Source organism: Enterobacter sp. HK169 (genome assembly GCF_001719105.1).
In the GTDB taxonomy this organism is placed as follows: Bacteria; Pseudomonadota; Gammaproteobacteria; order Enterobacterales; family Enterobacteriaceae; genus Enterobacter; species Enterobacter asburiae_B.
On sequence record NZ_CP017087.1, the window covers coordinates 3,806,270 to 3,824,964 of the forward strand.

General features: G+C 55.2%; 18 protein-coding genes and 1 pseudogene. 14 read left to right on the forward strand and 5 right to left on the reverse strand.

Features of this window, described 5'->3' with window-relative positions; translation table 11 throughout:
* Window positions 1–95: 95 nt before the first annotated feature.
* The 11 genes and pseudogenes from skp (at window position 96) to tilS (ending at window position 13,238) form a co-directional block, all read left to right on the forward strand.
* Window positions 96–590, forward strand: a complete 495-nt coding sequence (gene skp, locus EnteroDNA1_RS18020; protein ID WP_032644135.1) for a molecular chaperone Skp — start codon at window positions 96–98, stop codon at window positions 588–590.
* A 3-nt stretch (window positions 591–593) separates the two neighbouring features.
* The gene (lpxD, locus tag EnteroDNA1_RS18025) at window positions 594–1,619 is read left to right on the forward strand and encodes a UDP-3-O-(3-hydroxymyristoyl)glucosamine N-acyltransferase (protein WP_032644136.1); all 1,026 of its coding nucleotides are present in this window, start codon (window positions 594–596) and stop codon (window positions 1,617–1,619) included.
* A gap of 102 nt (window positions 1,620–1,721) precedes the next feature.
* Entirely contained in the window at window positions 1,722–2,177 is a 456-nt protein-coding gene (gene fabZ, locus EnteroDNA1_RS18030; protein WP_010426706.1) for a 3-hydroxyacyl-ACP dehydratase FabZ, read from the forward strand.
* A gap of 3 nt (window positions 2,178–2,180) precedes the next feature.
* Window positions 2,181–2,969, forward strand: a complete 789-nt coding sequence (gene lpxA, locus EnteroDNA1_RS18035) for an acyl-ACP--UDP-N-acetylglucosamine O-acyltransferase (protein WP_023310462.1) — start codon at window positions 2,181–2,183, stop codon at window positions 2,967–2,969.
* Window positions 2,969–4,117, forward strand: a complete 1,149-nt coding sequence (lpxB, locus tag EnteroDNA1_RS18040) for a lipid-A-disaccharide synthase (RefSeq protein WP_069303681.1) — start codon at window positions 2,969–2,971, stop codon at window positions 4,115–4,117. Before lpxA ends, lpxB begins: the two co-directional genes overlap by 1 nt.
* On the forward strand, window positions 4,114–4,710 hold the full coding sequence (gene rnhB, locus EnteroDNA1_RS18045; protein ID WP_024907528.1) for a ribonuclease HII: 597 nt from the start codon (window positions 4,114–4,116) through the stop codon (window positions 4,708–4,710). Before lpxB ends, rnhB begins: the two co-directional genes overlap by 4 nt.
* Before the next feature lie 38 nt (window positions 4,711–4,748).
* The gene (dnaE, locus tag EnteroDNA1_RS18050) at window positions 4,749–8,231 is read left to right on the forward strand and encodes a DNA polymerase III subunit alpha (protein WP_069303682.1); all 3,483 of its coding nucleotides are present in this window, start codon (window positions 4,749–4,751) and stop codon (window positions 8,229–8,231) included.
* Window positions 8,232–8,243: 12 nt separating this feature from the next.
* Window positions 8,244–9,203 carry an acetyl-CoA carboxylase carboxyl transferase subunit alpha gene (gene accA / locus EnteroDNA1_RS18055; protein ID WP_023310466.1) on the forward strand — a complete coding sequence of 320 codons (960 nt, stop codon included), beginning with the start codon at window positions 8,244–8,246 and terminating at the stop codon, window positions 9,201–9,203.
* A gap of 100 nt (window positions 9,204–9,303) precedes the next feature.
* Window positions 9,304–11,435, forward strand: a pseudogene (locus EnteroDNA1_RS18060) (lysine decarboxylase LdcC).
* 65 nt (window positions 11,436–11,500) lie between these two features.
* A complete protein-coding gene (locus tag EnteroDNA1_RS18065) occupies window positions 11,501–11,890 on the forward strand; it encodes a VOC family protein (protein WP_023334583.1) in 390 nt (129 codons plus the stop codon).
* Between the two features lie 58 nt (window positions 11,891–11,948).
* The gene (gene tilS, locus EnteroDNA1_RS18070) at window positions 11,949–13,238 is read left to right on the forward strand and encodes a tRNA lysidine(34) synthetase TilS (protein WP_069303683.1); all 1,290 of its coding nucleotides are present in this window, start codon (window positions 11,949–11,951) and stop codon (window positions 13,236–13,238) included.
* A 28-nt stretch (window positions 13,239–13,266) separates the two neighbouring features.
* On the opposite strand, the gene rof is transcribed toward tilS, so the two are convergent.
* Together rof and EnteroDNA1_RS18080 are read right to left on the reverse strand one after the other, a co-directional pair.
* Window positions 13,267–13,527: a Rho-binding antiterminator gene (gene rof / locus EnteroDNA1_RS18075; protein WP_008501890.1), complete on the reverse strand. Its 261-nt coding sequence runs from the start codon at window positions 13,525–13,527 to the stop codon at window positions 13,267–13,269.
* Window positions 13,514–13,714: a YaeP family protein gene (locus tag EnteroDNA1_RS18080; RefSeq protein WP_008501889.1), complete on the reverse strand. Its 201-nt coding sequence runs from the start codon at window positions 13,712–13,714 to the stop codon at window positions 13,514–13,516. Before EnteroDNA1_RS18080 ends, rof begins: the two co-directional genes overlap by 14 nt.
* Before the next feature lie 196 nt (window positions 13,715–13,910).
* On the opposite strand from EnteroDNA1_RS18080, the gene EnteroDNA1_RS18085 reads away from it, so the two are divergent.
* From EnteroDNA1_RS18085 to nlpE, 3 genes are read left to right on the forward strand one after another with little or no spacing between them, the layout of a single operon-like run.
* Window positions 13,911–14,456 carry a YaeQ family protein gene (locus tag EnteroDNA1_RS18085; protein ID WP_033144678.1) on the forward strand — a complete coding sequence of 182 codons (546 nt, stop codon included), beginning with the start codon at window positions 13,911–13,913 and terminating at the stop codon, window positions 14,454–14,456.
* Window positions 14,453–14,875: an alternative ribosome rescue aminoacyl-tRNA hydrolase ArfB gene (gene arfB / locus EnteroDNA1_RS18090; protein WP_069303684.1), complete on the forward strand. Its 423-nt coding sequence runs from the start codon at window positions 14,453–14,455 to the stop codon at window positions 14,873–14,875. The genes EnteroDNA1_RS18085 and arfB overlap by 4 nt, the downstream gene beginning before the upstream one ends.
* Window positions 14,876–14,909: 34 nt before the next feature.
* Complete coding sequence (gene nlpE / locus EnteroDNA1_RS18095) at window positions 14,910–15,608, forward strand: envelope stress response activation lipoprotein NlpE (RefSeq protein ID WP_069303685.1); 699 nt, start codon at window positions 14,910–14,912, stop codon at window positions 15,606–15,608.
* A gap of 47 nt (window positions 15,609–15,655) precedes the next feature.
* Here the strand turns inward: nlpE and proS are convergent, their stop codons facing one another.
* From proS to rcsF, 3 genes are all read right to left on the reverse strand, one after another.
* Window positions 15,656–17,374 (reverse strand): proline--tRNA ligase, encoded by a 1,719-nt coding sequence (gene proS, locus EnteroDNA1_RS18100; RefSeq protein ID WP_033144681.1) that lies wholly within the window; start codon window positions 17,372–17,374, stop codon window positions 15,656–15,658.
* 112 nt (window positions 17,375–17,486) lie between these two features.
* Entirely contained in the window at window positions 17,487–18,194 is a 708-nt protein-coding gene (gene tsaA / locus EnteroDNA1_RS18105; protein WP_039260568.1) for a tRNA (N6-threonylcarbamoyladenosine(37)-N6)-methyltransferase TrmO, read from the reverse strand.
* Window positions 18,191–18,595, reverse strand: a complete 405-nt coding sequence (gene rcsF, locus EnteroDNA1_RS18110; protein ID WP_008501883.1) for an Rcs stress response system protein RcsF — start codon at window positions 18,593–18,595, stop codon at window positions 18,191–18,193. The genes tsaA and rcsF overlap by 4 nt, the downstream gene beginning before the upstream one ends.
* Window positions 18,596–18,695: the final 100 nt, after the last annotated feature.

Genomic DNA, 18,695 nt, shown 5'->3' on the forward strand with positions numbered 1-18,695 from the left:
AGTGTAGCGCTGACAACTGGCGATCGGTTACACGGTCGCCTTGCCACGCAAAGAACGGTACCTTCTGGTGCCAATGGGATGGTAAGGAGTTAATTGTGAAAAAGTGGTTATTAGCTGCAGGTCTCGGTTTAGCGATGGCAACTTCTGCTCAGGCAGCAGACAAAATTGCAATCGTCAACATGGGTAATTTGTTCCAGCAGGTTGCACAGAAAACGGGTGTTTCTGCGACTCTGGAAAACGAATTCAAAGGCCGTGCAAGCGAACTGCAGGGTATGGAAAACGATCTTCAGTCCAAAATGCAGCGTCTGCAGCGTGATGGTTCTACCATGAAAGCAAGCGACCGTAGCAAGCTGGAAAAAGACGTAATGGCTCAGCGCCAGACGTTCTCCCAGAAAGCGCAGGCTTTCGAGCAGGATCGTCAGCGTCGTTCTAACGAAGAACGCGGCAAGCTGGTAACTCGCATTCAGACTGCTGTTAAAGCAGTGGCTGCCGATCAGAGTATCGATCTGGTTGTAGATGCGAACGCCGTTGCTTATAACAGCAAAGATGTTAAAGACATCACTGCTGATGTTCTGAAACAGGTTAAATAAGTAATGCCTTCAATTCGACTGGCTGATTTAGCTCAGCAGTTGGATGCAGAATTACACGGTGATGGCGATATCGTCATCACCGCTGTTGCGTCCATGCAATCTGCTAAAGCTGGCACGATTACCTTCATGGTAAGCCCTAAGTACCGTGAGCAACTGGCTCAATGCCAGGCGTCAGCTGTTGTACTGACGCAGGACGATCTTCCATTTGCCACTGTAAGCGCGCTGGTAGTGAAAAACCCCTACCTGACGTATGCACGCATGGCTCAAATTCTTGATACCACGCCGCAGCCGGCCCAGAACATTGCGGCCAGTGCAGCGATTGATGCGACGGCCAGGCTTGGTAACAACGTCGCCGTTGGCGCGAATGCAGTTATCGAATCCGGCGTTGTGCTGGGCGATAACGTCGTCATTGGCCCGGGCTGCTTCGTTGGGAAAAATACGAAAATCGGCGCCGGAACCCGTTTATGGGCCAATGTGTCCGTTTATCATGATGTTGAAATTGGCGAAAATTGCCTCGTCCAGTCCAGCACCGTTATTGGTTCTGATGGCTTTGGTTACGCTAACGATCGTGGTAACTGGGTTAAGATCCCGCAGCTTGGTCGCGTTATTATTGGCGATCGCGTAGAGATCGGCGCCTGTACCACCATTGACCGTGGCGCGCTTGACGACACGATCATTGGCAATGGTGTTATCATCGATAACCAGTGCCAGATTGCGCATAACGTTGTGATTGGCGACAATACCGCGGTTGCGGGTGGCGTCATTATGGCAGGCAGCCTGAAAATTGGCCGTTATTGCATGATTGGCGGCGCGAGCGTGATTAATGGCCATATGGAAATATGCGACAAGGTGACTGTGACGGGAATGGGCATGGTAATGCGTCCTATCACTGAACCTGGCGTCTATTCCTCAGGTATTCCGCTACAACCCAACAAGGTATGGCGTAAAACAGCAGCTCTGGTGATGAACATTGATGATATGAGCAAGCGCCTCAAGTCCCTTGAGCGTAAGATCGATCAACAAGATTAAGCGTCATCCGTTTAACGCTATTTTTCCCGGCCTGTCGGCTTTCTAATAAACCGGCAGGCCGTGTTATTATTGTTATCAGTACATTTTGACAGGAAGAGTATTTTGACTACTGACACTCATACTCTGCATATTGAAGAGATTTTAGAACTTCTGCCGCACCGCTACCCGTTTCTGCTGGTAGACCGTGTGCTGGATTTTGAAGAAGGTCGTTTTCTGCGCGCAGTGAAAAATGTTTCCGTGAACGAGCCGTTTTTCCAGGGACACTTCCCTGGTAAGCCTATCTTCCCGGGTGTGTTGATTCTGGAAGCGATGGCTCAGGCTACCGGTATTCTGGCGTTTAAAAGCGTTGGCAAACTGGAGCCAGGTGAGCTGTATTACTTCGCGGGTATTGATGAAGCGCGCTTTAAGCGCCCTGTCGTGCCTGGTGATCAGATGATCATGGAAGTCACTTTTGAAAAAACGCGTCGTGGCCTGACTCGCTTCAAAGGCGTAGCGCTGGTTGACGGCAAAGTTGTTTGCGAAGCGACGATGATGTGTGCTCGTAGCCGGGAGTCCTGATACGTGATTGATAAATCCGCCTTTATTCATCCTACCGCTATTGTGGAAACCGGTGCCATCATTGGCGCTAACGTCCACATTGGCCCGTTTTGTATTGTTGGACCCCATGTCGAAATTGGTGAGGGTACAGTACTGAAATCTCACGTTGTCGTGAATGGTCACACGACCATTGGCTGCAATAACGAGATCTATCAGTTCGCTTCCATCGGCGAAGTTAACCAGGATCTGAAATATGCTGGTGAGTCGACCCGTCTGGAAATTGGCGATCGTAACCGTATTCGCGAAAGCGTCACTATTCATCGTGGAACAGTACAGGGTGGTGGGTTGACGAAGGTGGGCAGCGATAACCTGTTTATGGTTAATGCGCATATTGCGCACGACTGTACCGTGGGTGACCGCTGTATTCTTGCCAACAACGCAACGCTGGCAGGACACGTATCGGTTGATGACTTCGCAATTATTGGCGGCATGACCGCAGTCCATCAGTTCTGCATCATTGGTGCGCACGTGATGGTTGGCGGATGCTCCGGTGTGGCGCAGGACGTCCCACCGTATGTGATTGCGCAGGGCAACCATGCCACGCCGTTTGGCGTGAACATCGAAGGCCTCAAGCGTCGTGGTTTTAGTCGCGAAGCGATTACTGCCATCCGCAACGCGTACAAACTGCTGTACCGTAGCGGTAAAACGCTGGAAGAGGCGAAGCCGGAAATTGCCGAGCTGGCGAATAAGCACCCGGAAGTGAACGCGTTCATGGAATTCTTTGACCGTTCAACAAGGGGTCTGATTCGTTAATGGTCGACAGTCGTCCGCTTACGATAGCCCTGGTCGCCGGAGAAACCTCCGGCGATATTCTTGGTGCCGGTCTCATCCGCGCGCTTAAGGCGCGTGTACCCAATGCTCGCTTTGTCGGCGTTGCTGGCCCGCTGATGCAGGCCGAAGGCTGTGAAGCCTGGTATGAAATGGAAGAACTCGCCGTGATGGGCATCGTTGAGGTGCTGGGACGGCTACGCCGTTTGCTGCACATCCGCGCCGATCTCACCCGCCGTTTTACCGAACTCAAACCCGATGTGTTTGTCGGTATTGATGCACCTGATTTCAACATTACCCTCGAAGGGAATCTGAAAAAGCAGGGTATCAAAACGATTCACTACGTCAGTCCGTCCGTCTGGGCGTGGCGACAGAAACGCGTTTTCAAAATCGGACGGTCCACCAACCTGGTGCTGGCTTTCCTGCCTTTCGAAAAAGCGTTTTACGACAGATTTAATGTTCCGTGCCGTTTTATCGGTCATACCATGGCGGATGCGATGCCATTGGATCCGGATAAAAACGCGGCGCGCGACGCGCTGGGCATCCCGCACGATGTGCACTGTCTGGCACTGCTACCGGGCAGCCGTGGCGCAGAAGTTGAGATGCTGAGCGCCGATTTCCTCAAAACTGCGCAAATTCTTCGCCAGACCTATCCGGATCTTGAAGTGGTTGTTCCGCTGGTAAATGCCAAACGCCGTGAGCAGTTTGAGCGCATCAAAGCGGAAGTCGCCCCGGATCTTCACGTCCGTCTTCTGGACGGGAAAGGGCGGGAAGCGATGTATGCGAGCGATGCCGCGCTGCTGGCCTCCGGCACGGCGGCGCTGGAATGCATGCTGGCGAAATGCCCGATGGTGGTCGGTTATCGCATGAAGCCGTTCACTTTCTGGCTGGCAAAACGTCTGGTTAAAACGGATTATGTCTCCCTGCCAAACCTGCTTGCCGGGCGCGAGCTGGTGAAAGAGCTGCTGCAGGATGAGTGCCAGCCGCAGGCGCTTGCCGATGCACTGCTGCCGCTGCTCGCCAACGGCAAGACCAGCCACCAGATGCACAATACCTTCCGCGAACTGCATCAACTGATCCGCTGTAATGCTGATGAGCAAGCGGCTGATGCGGTGCTGGAGTTAGCAAAATGATGGAATTTGTTTATCCTCACACTCGCCTTGTGGCGGGCGTGGACGAAGTGGGTCGTGGCCCGTTGGTCGGGGCTGTGGTGACTGCCGCGGTGATCCTCGATCCGGCTCGCCCGATTATCGGGCTGAACGACTCAAAAAAATTGTCTGAAAAACGCCGTCTGGCGCTGTTCAGTGAGATTCAGGAGAAGGCGCTGGCCTGGAGCCTGGGGCGCGCTGAACCGCATGAAATAGACGAGCTGAATATTTTGCATGCCACGATGCTGGCGATGCAGCGTGCGGTAGCAGGTCTGAAAATTTCCCCGGAATATGTCCTGATTGACGGCAACCGCTGTCCGGCATTGCCCATGCCTTCAATGGCGGTCGTCAAAGGCGATAGTCGGGTCGCAGAAATTAGCGCAGCTTCTATCATTGCCAAAGTGACGCGCGACGCCGAAATGGCCGCGCTGGACCTCACTTATCCTCAGTATGGTTTCGCCCAGCATAAGGGTTATCCCACACCTTTCCATCTGGAAAGGCTGGCTGAACATGGCGCAACCGAACACCACCGGCGCAGTTTTGGCCCGGTGAAACGCGCGCTGGGACGGGTGTCCTGAATCAATACGCAAGCAATTAAGTAACGCGGAATCTGAAGATGGCTGAACCACGTTTCGTACACCTGCGGGTGCATAGCGACTACTCCATGATCGATGGGCTGGCGAAGACCGGGCCGCTGGTAAAAAAGGCTGCCTCCCTTGGCATGCCCGCGCTGGCGATCACCGATTTTACCAACCTGTGTGGCCTGGTGAAGTTCTACGGAACGGCGCACGGTGCGGGAATGAAGCCTATCGTCGGCGCAGATTTTCATGTCCAGAGCGATCTTGTCGGCGATGAAATGACGCAAATCTCCGTGCTGGCAATGAACAACACGGGCTATCAAAACCTCACTCTGCTTATCTCAAAAGCTTATCAGCGCGGATATGGTGCGCTGGGCCCGTGGATCGACAGGAACTGGCTGGCTGAGCTGAACGAAGGGCTGCTGCTGATCTCTGGCGGCCGTATGGGCGATGTCGGTAAATGTCTGCTGCGCGGCAATAGCGCGCTGGTGGATCAGTGCGTCTCGTTCTATGAGGAGTATTTCCCGGATCGTTATTATCTGGAGTTGATCCGCACCGGTCGCCAGGACGAAGAGAGCTATCTCCATGCGGCGGTCGCACTTGCGGAAGAACGCGGGCTGCCCGTCGTCGCGACAAACGATGTACGCTTCCTCGAGCCGGGAGATTTTGACGCTCACGAAATTCGCGTGGCGATCCACGATGGCTTCACGCTCGACGATCCGAAACGGCCGCGTAATTACTCCGCTCAACAGTACATGCGCAGCGAGGAGGAGATGTGTGAACTCTTCTCCGATATCCCCGAAGCGCTGGAAAACAGCGTAGAGATCGCCAGGCGCTGTAACGTTACCGTCCGCCTCGGTGAATACTTCCTGCCGCAGTTCCCGACGGGGGACATGACCACGGAAGATTTCCTGGTCGTGAAATCAAAGGAAGGTCTGGAAGAGCGTCTGGAATTCCTGTTCCCGGATGAGGCCGTTCGCAAAGAGAAGCGGCCGCCGTACGATGAACGCCTGGATATTGAACTCCAGGTCATCAACCAGATGGGCTTCCCGGGCTACTTCCTGATCGTAATGGAGTTTATCCAGTGGTCGAAGGATAACGGCGTACCGGTTGGACCGGGACGTGGCTCCGGTGCGGGATCGCTTGTGGCCTATGCGCTTAAAATTACCGACCTCGATCCGCTGGAATTCGACCTGCTGTTCGAACGTTTCCTTAACCCGGAACGTGTTTCCATGCCCGACTTTGACGTCGACTTCTGCATGGAGAAACGCGACCAGGTGATCGAGCACGTTGCCGATATGTACGGCCGTGATGCGGTATCGCAGATTATTACGTTCGGTACGATGGCGGCGAAGGCGGTTATTCGTGACGTCGGCCGCGTGCTGGGCCACCCGTACGGGTTTGTCGATCGTATTTCGAAGCTGGTGCCGCCCGATCCGGGCATGACGCTGGCAAAAGCGTTTGAAGCCGAACCTCAGCTGCCGGAAATCTACGAAGCTGACGAAGAAGTGAAAGCGCTGATCGACATGGCGCGCAAGCTGGAAGGCGTCACGCGTAACGCCGGCAAGCATGCGGGGGGCGTGGTTATCGCCCCGACCAAAATTACCGACTTCGCGCCGCTCTACTGCGATGAAGCGGGTGAGCACCCGGTTACTCAGTTTGATAAGAACGACGTAGAATACGCCGGGCTGGTGAAGTTTGACTTCCTCGGCCTGCGTACGCTGACGATCATCGACTGGGCGCTGAAGATGATCAACCCGCGCCGGGAAAAGCAGGGCCTTGAGCCGATAGACATTGCCGCCATCCCGCTGGATGACAAGAAAAGTTTCGACATGCTGCAGCGCTCGGAGACCACCGCAGTCTTCCAGCTTGAATCCCGCGGCATGAAAGATCTGATTAAACGCCTGCAGCCCGACTGCTTCGAAGATATGATCGCACTGGTCGCCCTGTTCCGTCCGGGCCCACTGCAGTCAGGGATGGTAGATAACTTTATCGACCGTAAGCACGGTCGCGAAGAGATTTCTTACCCGGACGTTCAGTGGCAGCATGAAAGCCTGAAGCCAGTACTGGAACCAACCTACGGCATCATCCTGTATCAGGAACAGGTCATGCAGATTGCTCAGGTGCTTTCCGGCTATACGCTCGGCGGCGCGGACATGCTGCGTCGCGCGATGGGTAAGAAAAAGCCGGAAGAGATGGCCAAGCAGCGCTCCATCTTTGAAGACGGGGCGAAGAAAAACGGCGTTGACGGCGAGCTGGCGATGAAAATCTTCGACCTGGTGGAGAAATTCGCCGGGTACGGATTTAACAAATCCCACTCCGCCGCCTATGCTTTGGTGTCGTATCAAACGCTGTGGCTGAAAGCGCACTATCCTGCTGAATTTATGGCGGCGGTAATGACGGCCGATATGGACAACACCGAGAAGGTGGTTGGCCTGGTGGATGAGTGCTGGCGCATGGGGCTTAAGATCCTGCCGCCGGATATTAACTCAGGGCTCTACCACTTCCACGTTAACGACGACGGAGAGATCGTTTACGGGATCGGCGCGATCAAAGGCGTGGGCGAAGGTCCGATCGAGGCGATCATCGAAGCGCGTAACAACGGCGGGTATTTCCGCGAGCTGTTCGATCTTTGCGCCCGTACCGACACCAAAAAACTGAACCGTCGCGTGCTGGAAAAACTGATCATGTCCGGCGCGTTTGACAGGCTGGGGCCGCACCGCGCCGCGCTGATGAATTCCCTCGGCGACGCCCTGAAAGCGGCGGATCAGCACGCAAAAGCGGAAGCCATTGGTCAGGCGGATATGTTCGGCGTGCTGGCGGAAGAGCCAGAGCAGATCGAACAATCTTATTCCAACTGCCAGCCGTGGCCAGAACAGGTGGTACTGGATGGGGAGCGTGAGACGTTAGGCTTGTACCTGACGGGGCACCCAATCAACCAGTACATCAAAGAAATTGAGCGCTATGTCGGCGGCCACAGGCTTAAAGACATGCATCCGACAGAACGTGGTAAAATCACCACGGCTGCGGGGCTCGTGATTGCCGCAAGGGTTATGGTCACCAAGCGCGGCAATCGTATCGGCATCTGTACGTTGGATGACCGTTCCGGGCGTCTGGAGGTGATGTTGTTCACCGACGCGCTGGATAAATACCAGCAATTGCTGGAAAAAGACCGCATACTTATCGTCAGCGGACAGGTCAGCTTTGATGACTTCAGTGGGGGGCTTAAAATGACCGCCCGCGAAGTGATGGACATTGACGAAGCCCGGGAAAAATATGCTCGCGGGCTTGCTATCTCGCTGACGGACAGGCAAATTGATGACCAGCTTTTAAACCGACTCCGTCAGTCTCTGGAACCCCACCGCTCGGGGACAATTCCAGTACATCTCTACTATCAGAGGGCGGATGCACGTGCGCGGTTGCGCTTTGGTGCAACGTGGCGTGTCTCTCCGAGCGATCGTTTACTGAACGATCTCCGTGGCCTCATTGGTTCGGAGCAGGTGGAACTGGAGTTTGACTAATACAGGAATACTATGAGTCTGAATTTCCTTGATTTCGAACAGCCGATTGCTGAGCTGGAAGCGAAAATCGATTCTCTGACAGCGGTAAGCCGTCAGGATGAAAAACTGGATATTAACATCGACGAAGAAGTGCATCGTCTGCGCGAGAAAAGCGTAGAGCTGACGCGCAAAATCTTTGCCGATCTCGGCGCATGGCAGGTGGCCCAGCTGGCTCGCCATCCACAGCGTCCGTACACCCTGGATTATGTCCGCCTGGCGTTTGACGAATTTGACGAACTGGCAGGCGATCGCGCATACGCTGACGATAAAGCTATCGTTGGTGGTATCGCGCGTCTGGACGGACGCCCGGTGATGATCATTGGTCATCAGAAAGGTCGTGAAACCAAAGAGAAAATCCGTCGTAACTTCGGTATGCCAGCACCAGAAGGCTACCGTAAAGCCCTGCGTCTGATGGAGATGGCTGAGCGTTTCAACATGCCAATCATCACCTTCATCGATACCCCGGGTGCATACCCTGGCGTGGGCGCGGAAGAGCGCGGTCAGTCTGAAGCCATCGCGCGCAACCTGCGCGAGATGTCTCGTCTGAAGGTGCCGGTCATCTGTACCGTTATCGGTGAGGGTGGTTCCGGCGGTGCGCTGGCGATTGGCGTGGGCGATAAAGTGAATATGCTGCAGTACAGCACCTATTCCGTTATCTCCCCGGAAGGCTGTGCGTCCATTCTGTGGAAAAGCGCCGACAAAGCGCCGCTGGCTGCAGAAGCAATGGGCATCATTGCGCCACGCCTGAAAGAGCTGAAGCTGATCGATTCCATCATTCCGGAACCGCTGGGTGGTGCGCATCGTAAGCCGGAAGTAATGGCGGCTTCTCTGAAAGCGCAGCTGCTGGCTGACCTGGCGGATCTGGACGTGCTGAGCAAAGACGATCTGCTCAACCGCCGCTACCAGCGTCTGATGACCTACGGTTACGCGTAAGCTTCACAATTATCTGAAAAGCCGCACAATGTTGCGGCTTTTTTTATACCTGCGGTTTAGCCGGACTATGCTTAGCTAATGTTTTTTAAGGAGGAAGCCCATGAATATCATTGCCATTATGGGGCCACACGGCGTCTTCTATAAAGACGAGCCCATCAAGGAGCTTGAGCAAGCCCTGCAGTCGCGCGGGTATCAGCTAATCTGGCCGCACAACAGCGCCGACCTGCTGAAGTTCATCGAGCATAACCCTCGTATCTGCGGCGTGATCTTCGACTGGGACGAATACGATCTCGAACTGTGCAGCGATATCAACAAGCTGAACGAATACCTCCCGCTGTACGCGTTTATTAATACTCACTCAACCATGGACGTCAGCGCCAATGATATGCGTATGGCGCTGTGGTTCTTTGAATATTCGCTCGGCGTGGCGGAAGATATTGCGACCCGCATTCAGCAATACACGAATGAATATCTCGATAACATCACCCCCCCTTTACCCGCGCGCTCTTCACCTACGTGAAGGAGGGCAAATATACCTTCTGTACGCCTGGTCATATGGCGGGAACGGCCTATCAAAAAAGCCCGGTGGGCTGCCTGTTCTATGATTTCTTCGGTGGCAACACGCTAAAAGCGGACGTGTCGATTTCAGTCACCGAACTAGGCTCCCTGCTGGATCACACCGGCCCGCATCTTGAAGCCGAAGAGTATATCGCCCGCACCTTTGGCGCCGAGCAGAGCTATATGGTGACCAACGGCACGTCGACCTCGAACAAAATTGTCGGGATGTACGCTGCGCCTGCTGGCAGCACCTTGCTGATTGACCGTAACTGCCATAAATCGCTGGCACACCTGCTGATGATGAGCGACGTCGTACCGCTCTGGCTGTCGCCCACGCGTAACGCGCTCGGTATTCTTGGCGGCATTCCGCGCCGTGAGTTCACCCATGACGCCATTGAAAGTAAGGTCGCGGTAATTCCTGGCGCAAGCTGGCCTGTCCATGCGGTGATTACCAACTCCACCTACGACGGTTTGCTGTACAACACAAACTGGATCAAAGAGACGCTGGACGTGCCGTCGATCCACTTCGATTCCGCATGGGTGCCTTACACTAATTTCCATCCGATTTACGCCGGTAAAAGCGGCATGAGCGGTGAACGCGTGCCGGGTAAAGTGTTCTTCGAAACGCAGTCGACGCATAAAATGCTGGCGGCGTTTTCCCAGGCTTCGCTTATTCACATCAAAGGCGAGTACGACGAAGACACGTTCAACGAAGCCTTTATGATGCACACCACCACCTCGCCGAGCTACCCGCTGGTGGCCTCTATTGAAACGGCCGCGGCGATGCTGCGCGGCAATCCCGGTAAGCGTCTCATCAATCGTTCGGTGGAACGCGCGCTGCATTTCCGCAAAGAGGTTCAGCGGCTTAAAGATGAAGCCGACGGCTGGTTCTTTGATATCTGGCAGCCGGAAGAGATTGATGAAGCAGAATGCTGGCCCGTCTCGCCCGGCGAAGGCTGGCATGGCTTCCGGGATGCCGATAGCGACCATATGTTCCTCGACCCGGTAAAAGTGACGATCCTGACGCCGGGCATGGATGAGCAGGGCAAGATGAGCGATGAAGGTATTCCGGCCGCGCTGGTCGCGAAATTCCTTGATGAACGTGGCGTGGTGGTGGAGAAAACCGGTCCCTATAACCTGCTGTTCCTGTTCAGCATCGGGATCGACAAAACCCGGGCGATGGGGTTGTTGCGCGGCCTGATGGAGTTTAAGCGGGCCTACGATCTTAACCTGCGGGTAAAGAACATGCTGCCGGATCTCTACGCGGAGGATCCCGACTTCTATCGAAATATGCGCATTCAGGATCTGGCCCAGGGGATCCACAGGCTGATCCGTCAGCACGATCTGCCGCGTCTGATGCTTCAGGCGTTCGATGTCTTACCGGAGATGAAGTTTACCCCGCACAAGGCATGGCAGCGCCAGGTGAAAGGGGAGGTCGAAACCGTCGAGCTGGAAAACCTGGTCGGCCGCGTATCGGCTAACATGATCCTGCCTTACCCGCCGGGCGTTCCGCTCCTGATGCCGGGAGAGATGATTACCGAAGAGAGTCGGGCGGTGCTTGATTTCCTGCTGATGCTCTGTTCGGTAGGGCGGCACTATCCCGGTTTTGAGACGGATATCCACGGTGCGAAGCGCGACGAGAGCGGCGTTTACTGGGTGCGAGTCCTAAAATAAGGGTGACCGCTTGCCTGGCGCGGGTTTTCGGTTGTAACGTTCAGGCATCATAAAAAGGAGAAGCTATGCTGGGTTTAAAAGCTGTTCATCATATTGCGATCATTGCGACCGATTACGCGAAAAGTAAGGCCTTCTACTGCGACATCCTGGGCTTTACGCTCATGAGCGAGGCCTACCGCGAGGAGCGCGATTCATGGAAGGGCGATCTGGCGTTAAACGGGCAATATGTGATTGAGTTGTTCTCTTTTCCTTTTCCGCCTGCGCGTCCCTCCCGCCCGGAAGCCTGCGGCCTGCGTCATCTTGCCTTCAGCGTCGATGACCTGGATAGCGCAGTTAAGCATCTGGAAGCGCACGGCGTGACGTGCGAAGCGATACGCGTCGATCCGTTCACCGACAAGCGCTTTACTTTTTTCAACGATCCGGACGGCCTGCCGCTGGAGCTTTATCAGCAGTAATGGTTGTCCTGTGTGATAATGCCCGCTCAGTTTGGGCATTTTTTATGTGTAATCTCCTATGACCTTACCCGCTATCGCACAAGCCGTTTCACCGTACCGCCAGCTGCTGGTGGGGTTTAGCGGTGGCCTGGATTCTACCGTGTTGCTGCATCGCCTTAAGCTTTGGCGCGATCGGGAACCTGACGTCCAGCTTCGGGCGATGCATATTCACCACGGATTAAGTCCTCACGCAGAGGCGTGGGTGGTGCACTGTGAAGCCTTGTGTGCGGCCTGGGCGATCCCGCTCATCGTTGAGCGCGTCACGCTTGCGGAGGAGGGGCTGGGCATCGAAGCGCAGGCGCGGAAAGCCCGCTATGCCGCATTTGCCGGGGCATTACGTACTGGAGAAGCGCTGGTCACGGCTCAGCATCTTGATGACCAGTGTGAAACCTTTCTGCTGGCTCTTAAGCGGGGCAGCGGGCCGGCGGGGCTTTCTGCCATGCCGGCGCGTTCTGAATTTGCCGACACAACGCTACTGCGTCCGCTGCTTGGCGAGACGCGTGCCTCGCTGGAAGCCTGGGCGCGAGAACATCAGCTGAACTGGATCGAAGATGAGAGTAACCAGGATGACGGCTACGACCGTAACTTCCTGCGTCTGCGCGTTCTCCCGCTGCTCAGCGAGCGCTGGCCGCATTTCGCCGACGCGACGGCAAGAAGCGCCATGCTGTGCGCCGAACAGGAGTCGTTGCTGGATGAGCTGTTGAGAGACGAGCTGGCTGGGCTTATTTCTGCAGACGGGGCGCTGGCGATCGCACCGATGAAAGCGATGAGCCCGGTACGTCGCGCCGCGCTGTTACGGCGCTGGCTGGCCTTTCATCGCGCCGCGATGCCGTCGAGGACAATGCTGAGCCGTATCTGGGACGAAGTCGCACTGGCGCGGGATGATGCTTCTCCGTGCGTCCACCTGAACGGTTTTGAGGTTAGACGCTATAAAGGGGAGCTCTGGTGGATAAAATCCATGCCCTCGCTGACCGATGTGGTGCTCGACTGGCTTTCTCCTGACGCGCCCCTGATATTGCCCTGTGAGGCAGGACGCGTTTCTCTTCTGTCGTCTGGTCATGTGCGGCTGCCGAAGCCCGGTGAACCGGTCACCGTGCGCTTTAAGGCTGGCGGCCTGCTGCATATCGTCGGGCGCAACGGGGGACGAAAGCTGAAGAAAATATGGCAGGAGTGCAACGTGCCGCCGTGGCTGCGCGACACCACGCCGCTACTGTTCTACGGTGAAACGCTGATCGCTGCGGCAGGGGTGTTCATTACGGAAGAGGGGTGGTCAGAAGAGGGTGTCCGTTTTGAGTGGAAGAAAGCGTAACGGGCAGCCAGGCTGCCCGTTAGTGTCATCAGGATTCGCTCACCACGACGGTGCCGATTTGGGGGTGGCTGAAGCTGGCTATTTTGTCCAGACGCAGCTCACGCGTCGCCCCGGCGTCTTCCACTATCAGGTATTCCACATTCTTTCGTGAAACCAGATCGCTGGCTTTCGCCTTCAACACTTCGCCATCTTTTAGCTCCAGCGTCAGTAATAAATGATGCTGGCAGGCGAGTTCGAGGTTGTCATAGTCATCACAATTGATGGGTTGATAAGTATCATTCATCGACATAATCGCTCACCAGTAAATTCGCCGCAGCATACGCTGCTTTTTCCCTGACCGACTCTGAAAGGCTCTCATCAGAGGCCACTTCATTAAGCACCTTCAATACACAGCCCAACGCGTCCGGGACATACCCCAGATCTCCGCTGGCGATTTCCGCATACCGTTTGCGAATTAACTCACAATAATTATTCACATCCCCTCCCGCCAGCGCACTGACTTACTGTGAGATATCATTAAGCCTACGAAGATAAACTCGGTTTAGCAAGGTGACTATACCATACTCATTTAAGCAATATCAGGGCCTTGATAGCGGTGTATTTAACACCCTGTAACAGCCTTTTGCCGCGGTTTTCGCTACAATGTGCGCCTGATTCGAATGGAGTTCTCTCATGGCGCTGAAAGCGACAATTTATAAAGCTGTGGTCAATGTGGCCGATCTGGATCGCAACCAGTTCCTCGACGCGTCGCTTACGCTGGCACGCCACCCCTCCGAAACCCAGGAGCGCATGATGCTGCGCCTGCTGGCGTGGATTAAGTATGCCGACGAGCGTCTGCAGTTTTCCCGTGGGTTAAGCGCAGAAGACGAGCCTGAAGCCTGGCTGCGCAACGATCATCTGGGTATCGATTTGTGGATCGAACTCGGCCTACCTGACGAGCGCAGAATTAAGAAGGCCTGCACCCAGTCCGCTGAAGTGGCCTTATTCGCATATAATCAGCGCGCTGCGGAGATCTGGTGGCAGCAAAACAAGAGCAAGTGCGGACAGTTTAAAAATCTCACGGTCTGGTATCTGGATGATGAGCAGCTGGCGCAGTTGAGCGAATTTGCCAGCCGGACCATGGTTTTGCAGGCGACGATTCAGGATGGCGCCATCTGGCTCTCTGATTCTCAGAATAATCTGGAAATTCATTTAACGGCGTGGCAACCCGCGTCATGATCGTCTTGTCCCGAAACGTCAGCATCCCTGACAGCGAGCTCGAGATCATCGCCATCCGTGCGCAGGGAGCAGGCGGGCAGCACGTCAACAAGGCGTCGACGGCTATCCATTTGCGTTTTGACATTCGGGCCTCAAGCCTGCCAGAGTATTATAAAGAAAGCCTGCTTGCCGCCAGCCATCACCTGATCACCAGCGATGGCGTGATTGTGATCAAAGCCCAGGAGTACCGCAGCCAGGAGCTCAACCGGGAAGCGGCGATAGCCAGGCTGGTGGCGGTAATCAAAGAGCTAACGGCAGTACAAAAAAGCCGCCGGGCAACGCGGCCGACCCGCGCATCGAAAGAGCGTCGGTTGTCCTCGAAGGCCCAAAAATCCACAGTGAAAGCACTACGCGGTAAAGTTCGTCGCCCGACAGAGTGACGAAAGGGAACACACTTTTCATAAGGAATTCATTGTGAAAAAAGCATTATGGTCAGCGCTGGCAGTGAGTACGCTGTTTGCGCTTTTTGGGTGTAACAACCGCTCCGAAACGCAGGTTTTACAACCCACGCAAACGGAAGAATTAAAACCGATGCAGCAAAGCTGGCGCGGCGTATTGCCTTGCGCGGACTGCGAAGGCATTGAAACGTCTCTGTTCCTGCAAAAAGATGGCACCTGGGTGATGAATCAGCGCTATCAGGGCGCTAAAGAGCCTTCTTCTTTTGCCACTTATGGAACCTGGGCGCGTACGGCGGAGAAGCTGGTCCTGACGGATACCTCCGGTGAGAAAACCTTTTTCCGCGCCAAAGGTGAGGGGATGGAGATGCTCGACCGCGAAGGCAACCCGATTGAATCCCAGTTCAACTACACGCTTGCGCCGGTAAAAGCGGCTCTGCCTGCCACGCCGATGGCAATGCGGGGGATGTACTTCTATATGGCGGATGCGGCGATCTTTACCGACTGCGCAACCGGCAGGAAGGTCAGCGTGGCAAACAATGCGCAGCTTGAACGTGATTACGCTGTGGCACGCGGCAATGACAGCAAGCCGGTATTGCTGACGGTTGACGGTCACTTTACGCTGGAGCCAAACCCGGATAGCGGGGAGATGGTGAAAACGCTGGTGGCAGATAAAGACGCGAAGTTTGTTGCGGGTAAAGACTGTAACAGTAAATAAGCCGACGCTGAGCCATTAAAAAACCCCGCCTGAGCGGGGTTTTTTGTTTAGCCTTTGATGGCTTTCACCAGGTAATCAAGAATGTCGCCGGTCTTGATCATCTGTTTCTCGCCGCTGCGACGGTATTTGTATTCAATCTCATCGCTGTCGAGGTTACGGTCGCCGATGACGACGGTGTGCGGGATACCGATCAGTTCCATATCGGCAAACATCACGCCCGGACGCTCTTTACGGTCATCCATCAGCACTTCGATACCCTGAGCGCGCAGCTCGGCATACAGCTTCTCGGCCAGCTCCTGCACGCGGTAAGACTTGTGCATGTTCATTGGCAGAATAGCCACCTGGAACGGCGCAATATTGTCCGGCCAGACGATGCCGCGTTCGTCGTAGTTCTGCTCAATCGCCGCAGCCACCACGCGCGTCACCCCGATACCGTAGCAACCCATGGTCAGGATCTGGTTACGGCCATCTTCACCCTGAACGGCCGCGTTCAGCGCGCGAGAGTATTTATCACCCAGCTGGAAGATATGACCCACTTCGATGCCGCGCTTAATCATCAGGGTACCCTGGCCGTCCGGGCTTGGATCGCCTGCAACCACGTTACGGATGTCAGCCACTTCCGGCGTCGCCACGTCGCGATCCCAGTTGATGCCAAAGTAATGTTTACCGTCGATGTTCGCACCTGCGGAGAAGTCGCTCATTGCCGCAACCGTGCGGTCAATGACAACAGGCACCGGTAGATTGACTGGACCCAGTGAACCTGGACCCGCATTCACCACGGCGCGGATTTCCGCTTCCGTTGCGAAGGTCAGCGGGCTGGCTACCTGCGGCAGCTTCTCGGCTTTCACTTCGTTCAGCTCGTGATCGCCACGCACCAGCAGGGCAACCAGCGGGTAAGCGCTGCCTTCGGTGGATTTCACCAGCAGCGTTTTCACGGTTTTTTCGACAGGCAGATTGAACTGCTCAACCAGCTCGGCAATGGTTTTAGCGTTTGGCGTATCAACCAGCGTCATCTCTTGCGTTGCCGCCCCGCGTGGTTCTTTTGGCGCCAGCGCTTCTGCAAATTCGATATTCGCCGCGTAGTCTGAAGAGTCAGAGAAGATCACATCGTCTTCACCGCTCTGCGCCAGGACCTGGAACTCATGGGATGCGCTACCGCCGATGGAGCCGGTATCAGCCTGCACAGCACGGAAATCCAGACCCATGCGAGAGAAGATTTTGCTGTACGCCGCGTACATTGCGTCGTAGGTCTCTTGCAGTGATTCCTGAGAGGTATGGAAAGAGTAAGCATCTTTCATCAGGAATTCGCGAGAGCGCATGACGCCGAAACGTGGGCGAACTTCGTCACGGAACTTGGTCTGGATCTGGAAGAAGTTCAGCGGCAGCTGTTTGTAAGAGCTCAGCTCATTACGAATCAGGTCGGTAATGACTTCTTCATGCGTTGGGCCGAGAACGAACGGACGCTCGCCGCGATCGACAAAGCGCAGCAGTTCAGGACCATACTGTTCCCAACGGCCGCTCTCCTGCCACAGGTCAGCGGGCTGAACCACAGGCATGGACACCTCGATAGCACCGGCGTTGTTCATCTCTTCACGCACGATGTTTTCGACTTTTTTCAGGACGCGCACGCCGGTCGGCAGCCAGGTATATAACCCGGAGGCCAGCTTGCGGATCATCCCGGCGCGCAGCATCAGCTGATGGCTGATCACTTCGGCGTCGGCAGGCGTCTCCTTCAGAGTGGAGAGCAGATATTGGCTAGTACGCATGTTGTTACGGTTCCATTTCGACGATTGGAACAGGCTGAAACACCAGCCTGACACAAAAAAAGTGGTTTAGTTTACCAGTGTGGCAAAGATGCCAAAAGAGAGGAGAACAAAATTACCTGGGTTCAAGGGCAAACACTTCAAAACCTGCCCCGGTGACGCGCCAGCGAACGTTGAAATCGAGCAGCCAGACGGCGTACGTTTTTCCTTCTTCCTCTTCTTTACGGTAGGCCGGACGCGGGTCCTGTGCCAGAACTTCAGTGATGAAATCCCGTAAGCGAGGATAGCGTTTCTCCAGCTGACCGAGCTGCGCGGTTATCTCAGGCGTAAAATAAACAGGCATGTCCGCCTGTGGCGCGTCCTGAGCATAACTTGCACGCGCGTCCGGGAGGGCTTCGGCGAAGGGCAAATAGGGTTTGATGTCGATTACCGGCGTGCCGTCTACCAGGTCCAGGCTACCTAACTCCAGTATCACCCGATCTTTCTGGCAGCGTATGCCTTTCAGTTCAACCAGCGACATTCCAATCGGGTTTGGGCGGAAAGTCGAGCGAGTTGCAAACACGCCCATTCTCGCATTTCCGCCGAGACGAGGAGGGCGCACGGTCGGACGCCAGCCGCCTTCCATCGTCTGGTGAAACACGAACACCACCCATAAATGGCTGAAAGCCTCAAGCCCGCGTACCGCATCGGCCTGATTGTAAGGCGCAATCAGGTGAAGCTCACCGCTTCCGCTGGTGACCAGACCGGGCTGGCGGGGGACGGCGAACTTCTCTTTATAAGGAGAGTGGATAACGCCTATCTGCTCGAACTGAAATGCACTCATTTCGCCGTGATGTTCAGCGCTGAACCGATGCAAACCGCCTGACGGTAGCAGCCCGGCGTGCCGCTGGTGACTTCGCAGCTGTGCAGCAGAACCGCGTTGGCTTTCATTTTTGCGGCATTAATCTGCATACGTTTACGCGCTGTCGGAATATTCGGTGGTGAGTCCTGATTGGTTGCCTGACAGGATTCGCCGCTCACTTCGCCCAGTTCACGGAACGGTTTACCGACGAGTTCGTCTGCTTTCGTGATAATGCGAACCGGCGCAGGGCGAACCACTTTCGGTTTTGCAGGCTCGGTTTTTGGCGGGGTTGCCGTGCTTTGAACAGGTTCAACGGGAGATCTGCTTAGCATAGAACAGCCGCTCAGCATGAGTGCTAAAAGACAGATCGGTAAAGCACGCATAATAGTTCCTCAATGGATAATCAAAACGTCAGATATTGAATCAGTTGACTGCACAAATGACAAGACGGGCATAAGCCCGTCCTGATGATATTACACTGAG

Excerpts from the sequence above, each read along its gene's own strand:
- lpxD (WP_032644136.1), top strand. The coding sequence starts at position 594 with ATGCCTTCAATTCGACTGGCTGATTTAGCTCAGCAGTTGGATGCAGAA.
- lpxB (WP_069303681.1), top strand. The coding sequence starts at position 2,969 with ATGGTCGACAGTCGTCCGCTTACGATAGCCCTGGTCGCCGGAGAAACC.
- rnhB (WP_024907528.1), top strand. The coding sequence starts at position 4,114 with ATGATGGAATTTGTTTATCCTCACACTCGCCTTGTGGCGGGCGTGGAC.
- dnaE (WP_069303682.1), top strand. The coding sequence starts at position 4,749 with ATGGCTGAACCACGTTTCGTACACCTGCGGGTGCATAGCGACTACTCC.
- accA (WP_023310466.1), top strand. The coding sequence starts at position 8,244 with ATGAGTCTGAATTTCCTTGATTTCGAACAGCCGATTGCTGAGCTGGAA.
- EnteroDNA1_RS18065 (WP_023334583.1), top strand. The coding sequence starts at position 11,501 with ATGCTGGGTTTAAAAGCTGTTCATCATATTGCGATCATTGCGACCGAT.
- tilS (WP_069303683.1), top strand. The coding sequence starts at position 11,949 with ATGACCTTACCCGCTATCGCACAAGCCGTTTCACCGTACCGCCAGCTG.
- rof (WP_008501890.1), bottom strand. The coding sequence starts at position 13,527 with ATGTCGATGAATGATACTTATCAACCCATCAATTGTGATGACTATGAC.
- EnteroDNA1_RS18085 (WP_033144678.1), top strand. The coding sequence starts at position 13,911 with ATGGCGCTGAAAGCGACAATTTATAAAGCTGTGGTCAATGTGGCCGAT.
- arfB (WP_069303684.1), top strand. The coding sequence starts at position 14,453 with ATGATCGTCTTGTCCCGAAACGTCAGCATCCCTGACAGCGAGCTCGAG.
- proS (WP_033144681.1), bottom strand. The coding sequence starts at position 17,374 with ATGCGTACTAGCCAATATCTGCTCTCCACTCTGAAGGAGACGCCTGCC.
- tsaA (WP_039260568.1), bottom strand. The coding sequence starts at position 18,194 with ATGAGTGCATTTCAGTTCGAGCAGATAGGCGTTATCCACTCTCCTTAT.
- rcsF (WP_008501883.1), bottom strand. The coding sequence starts at position 18,595 with ATGCGTGCTTTACCGATCTGTCTTTTAGCACTCATGCTGAGCGGCTGT.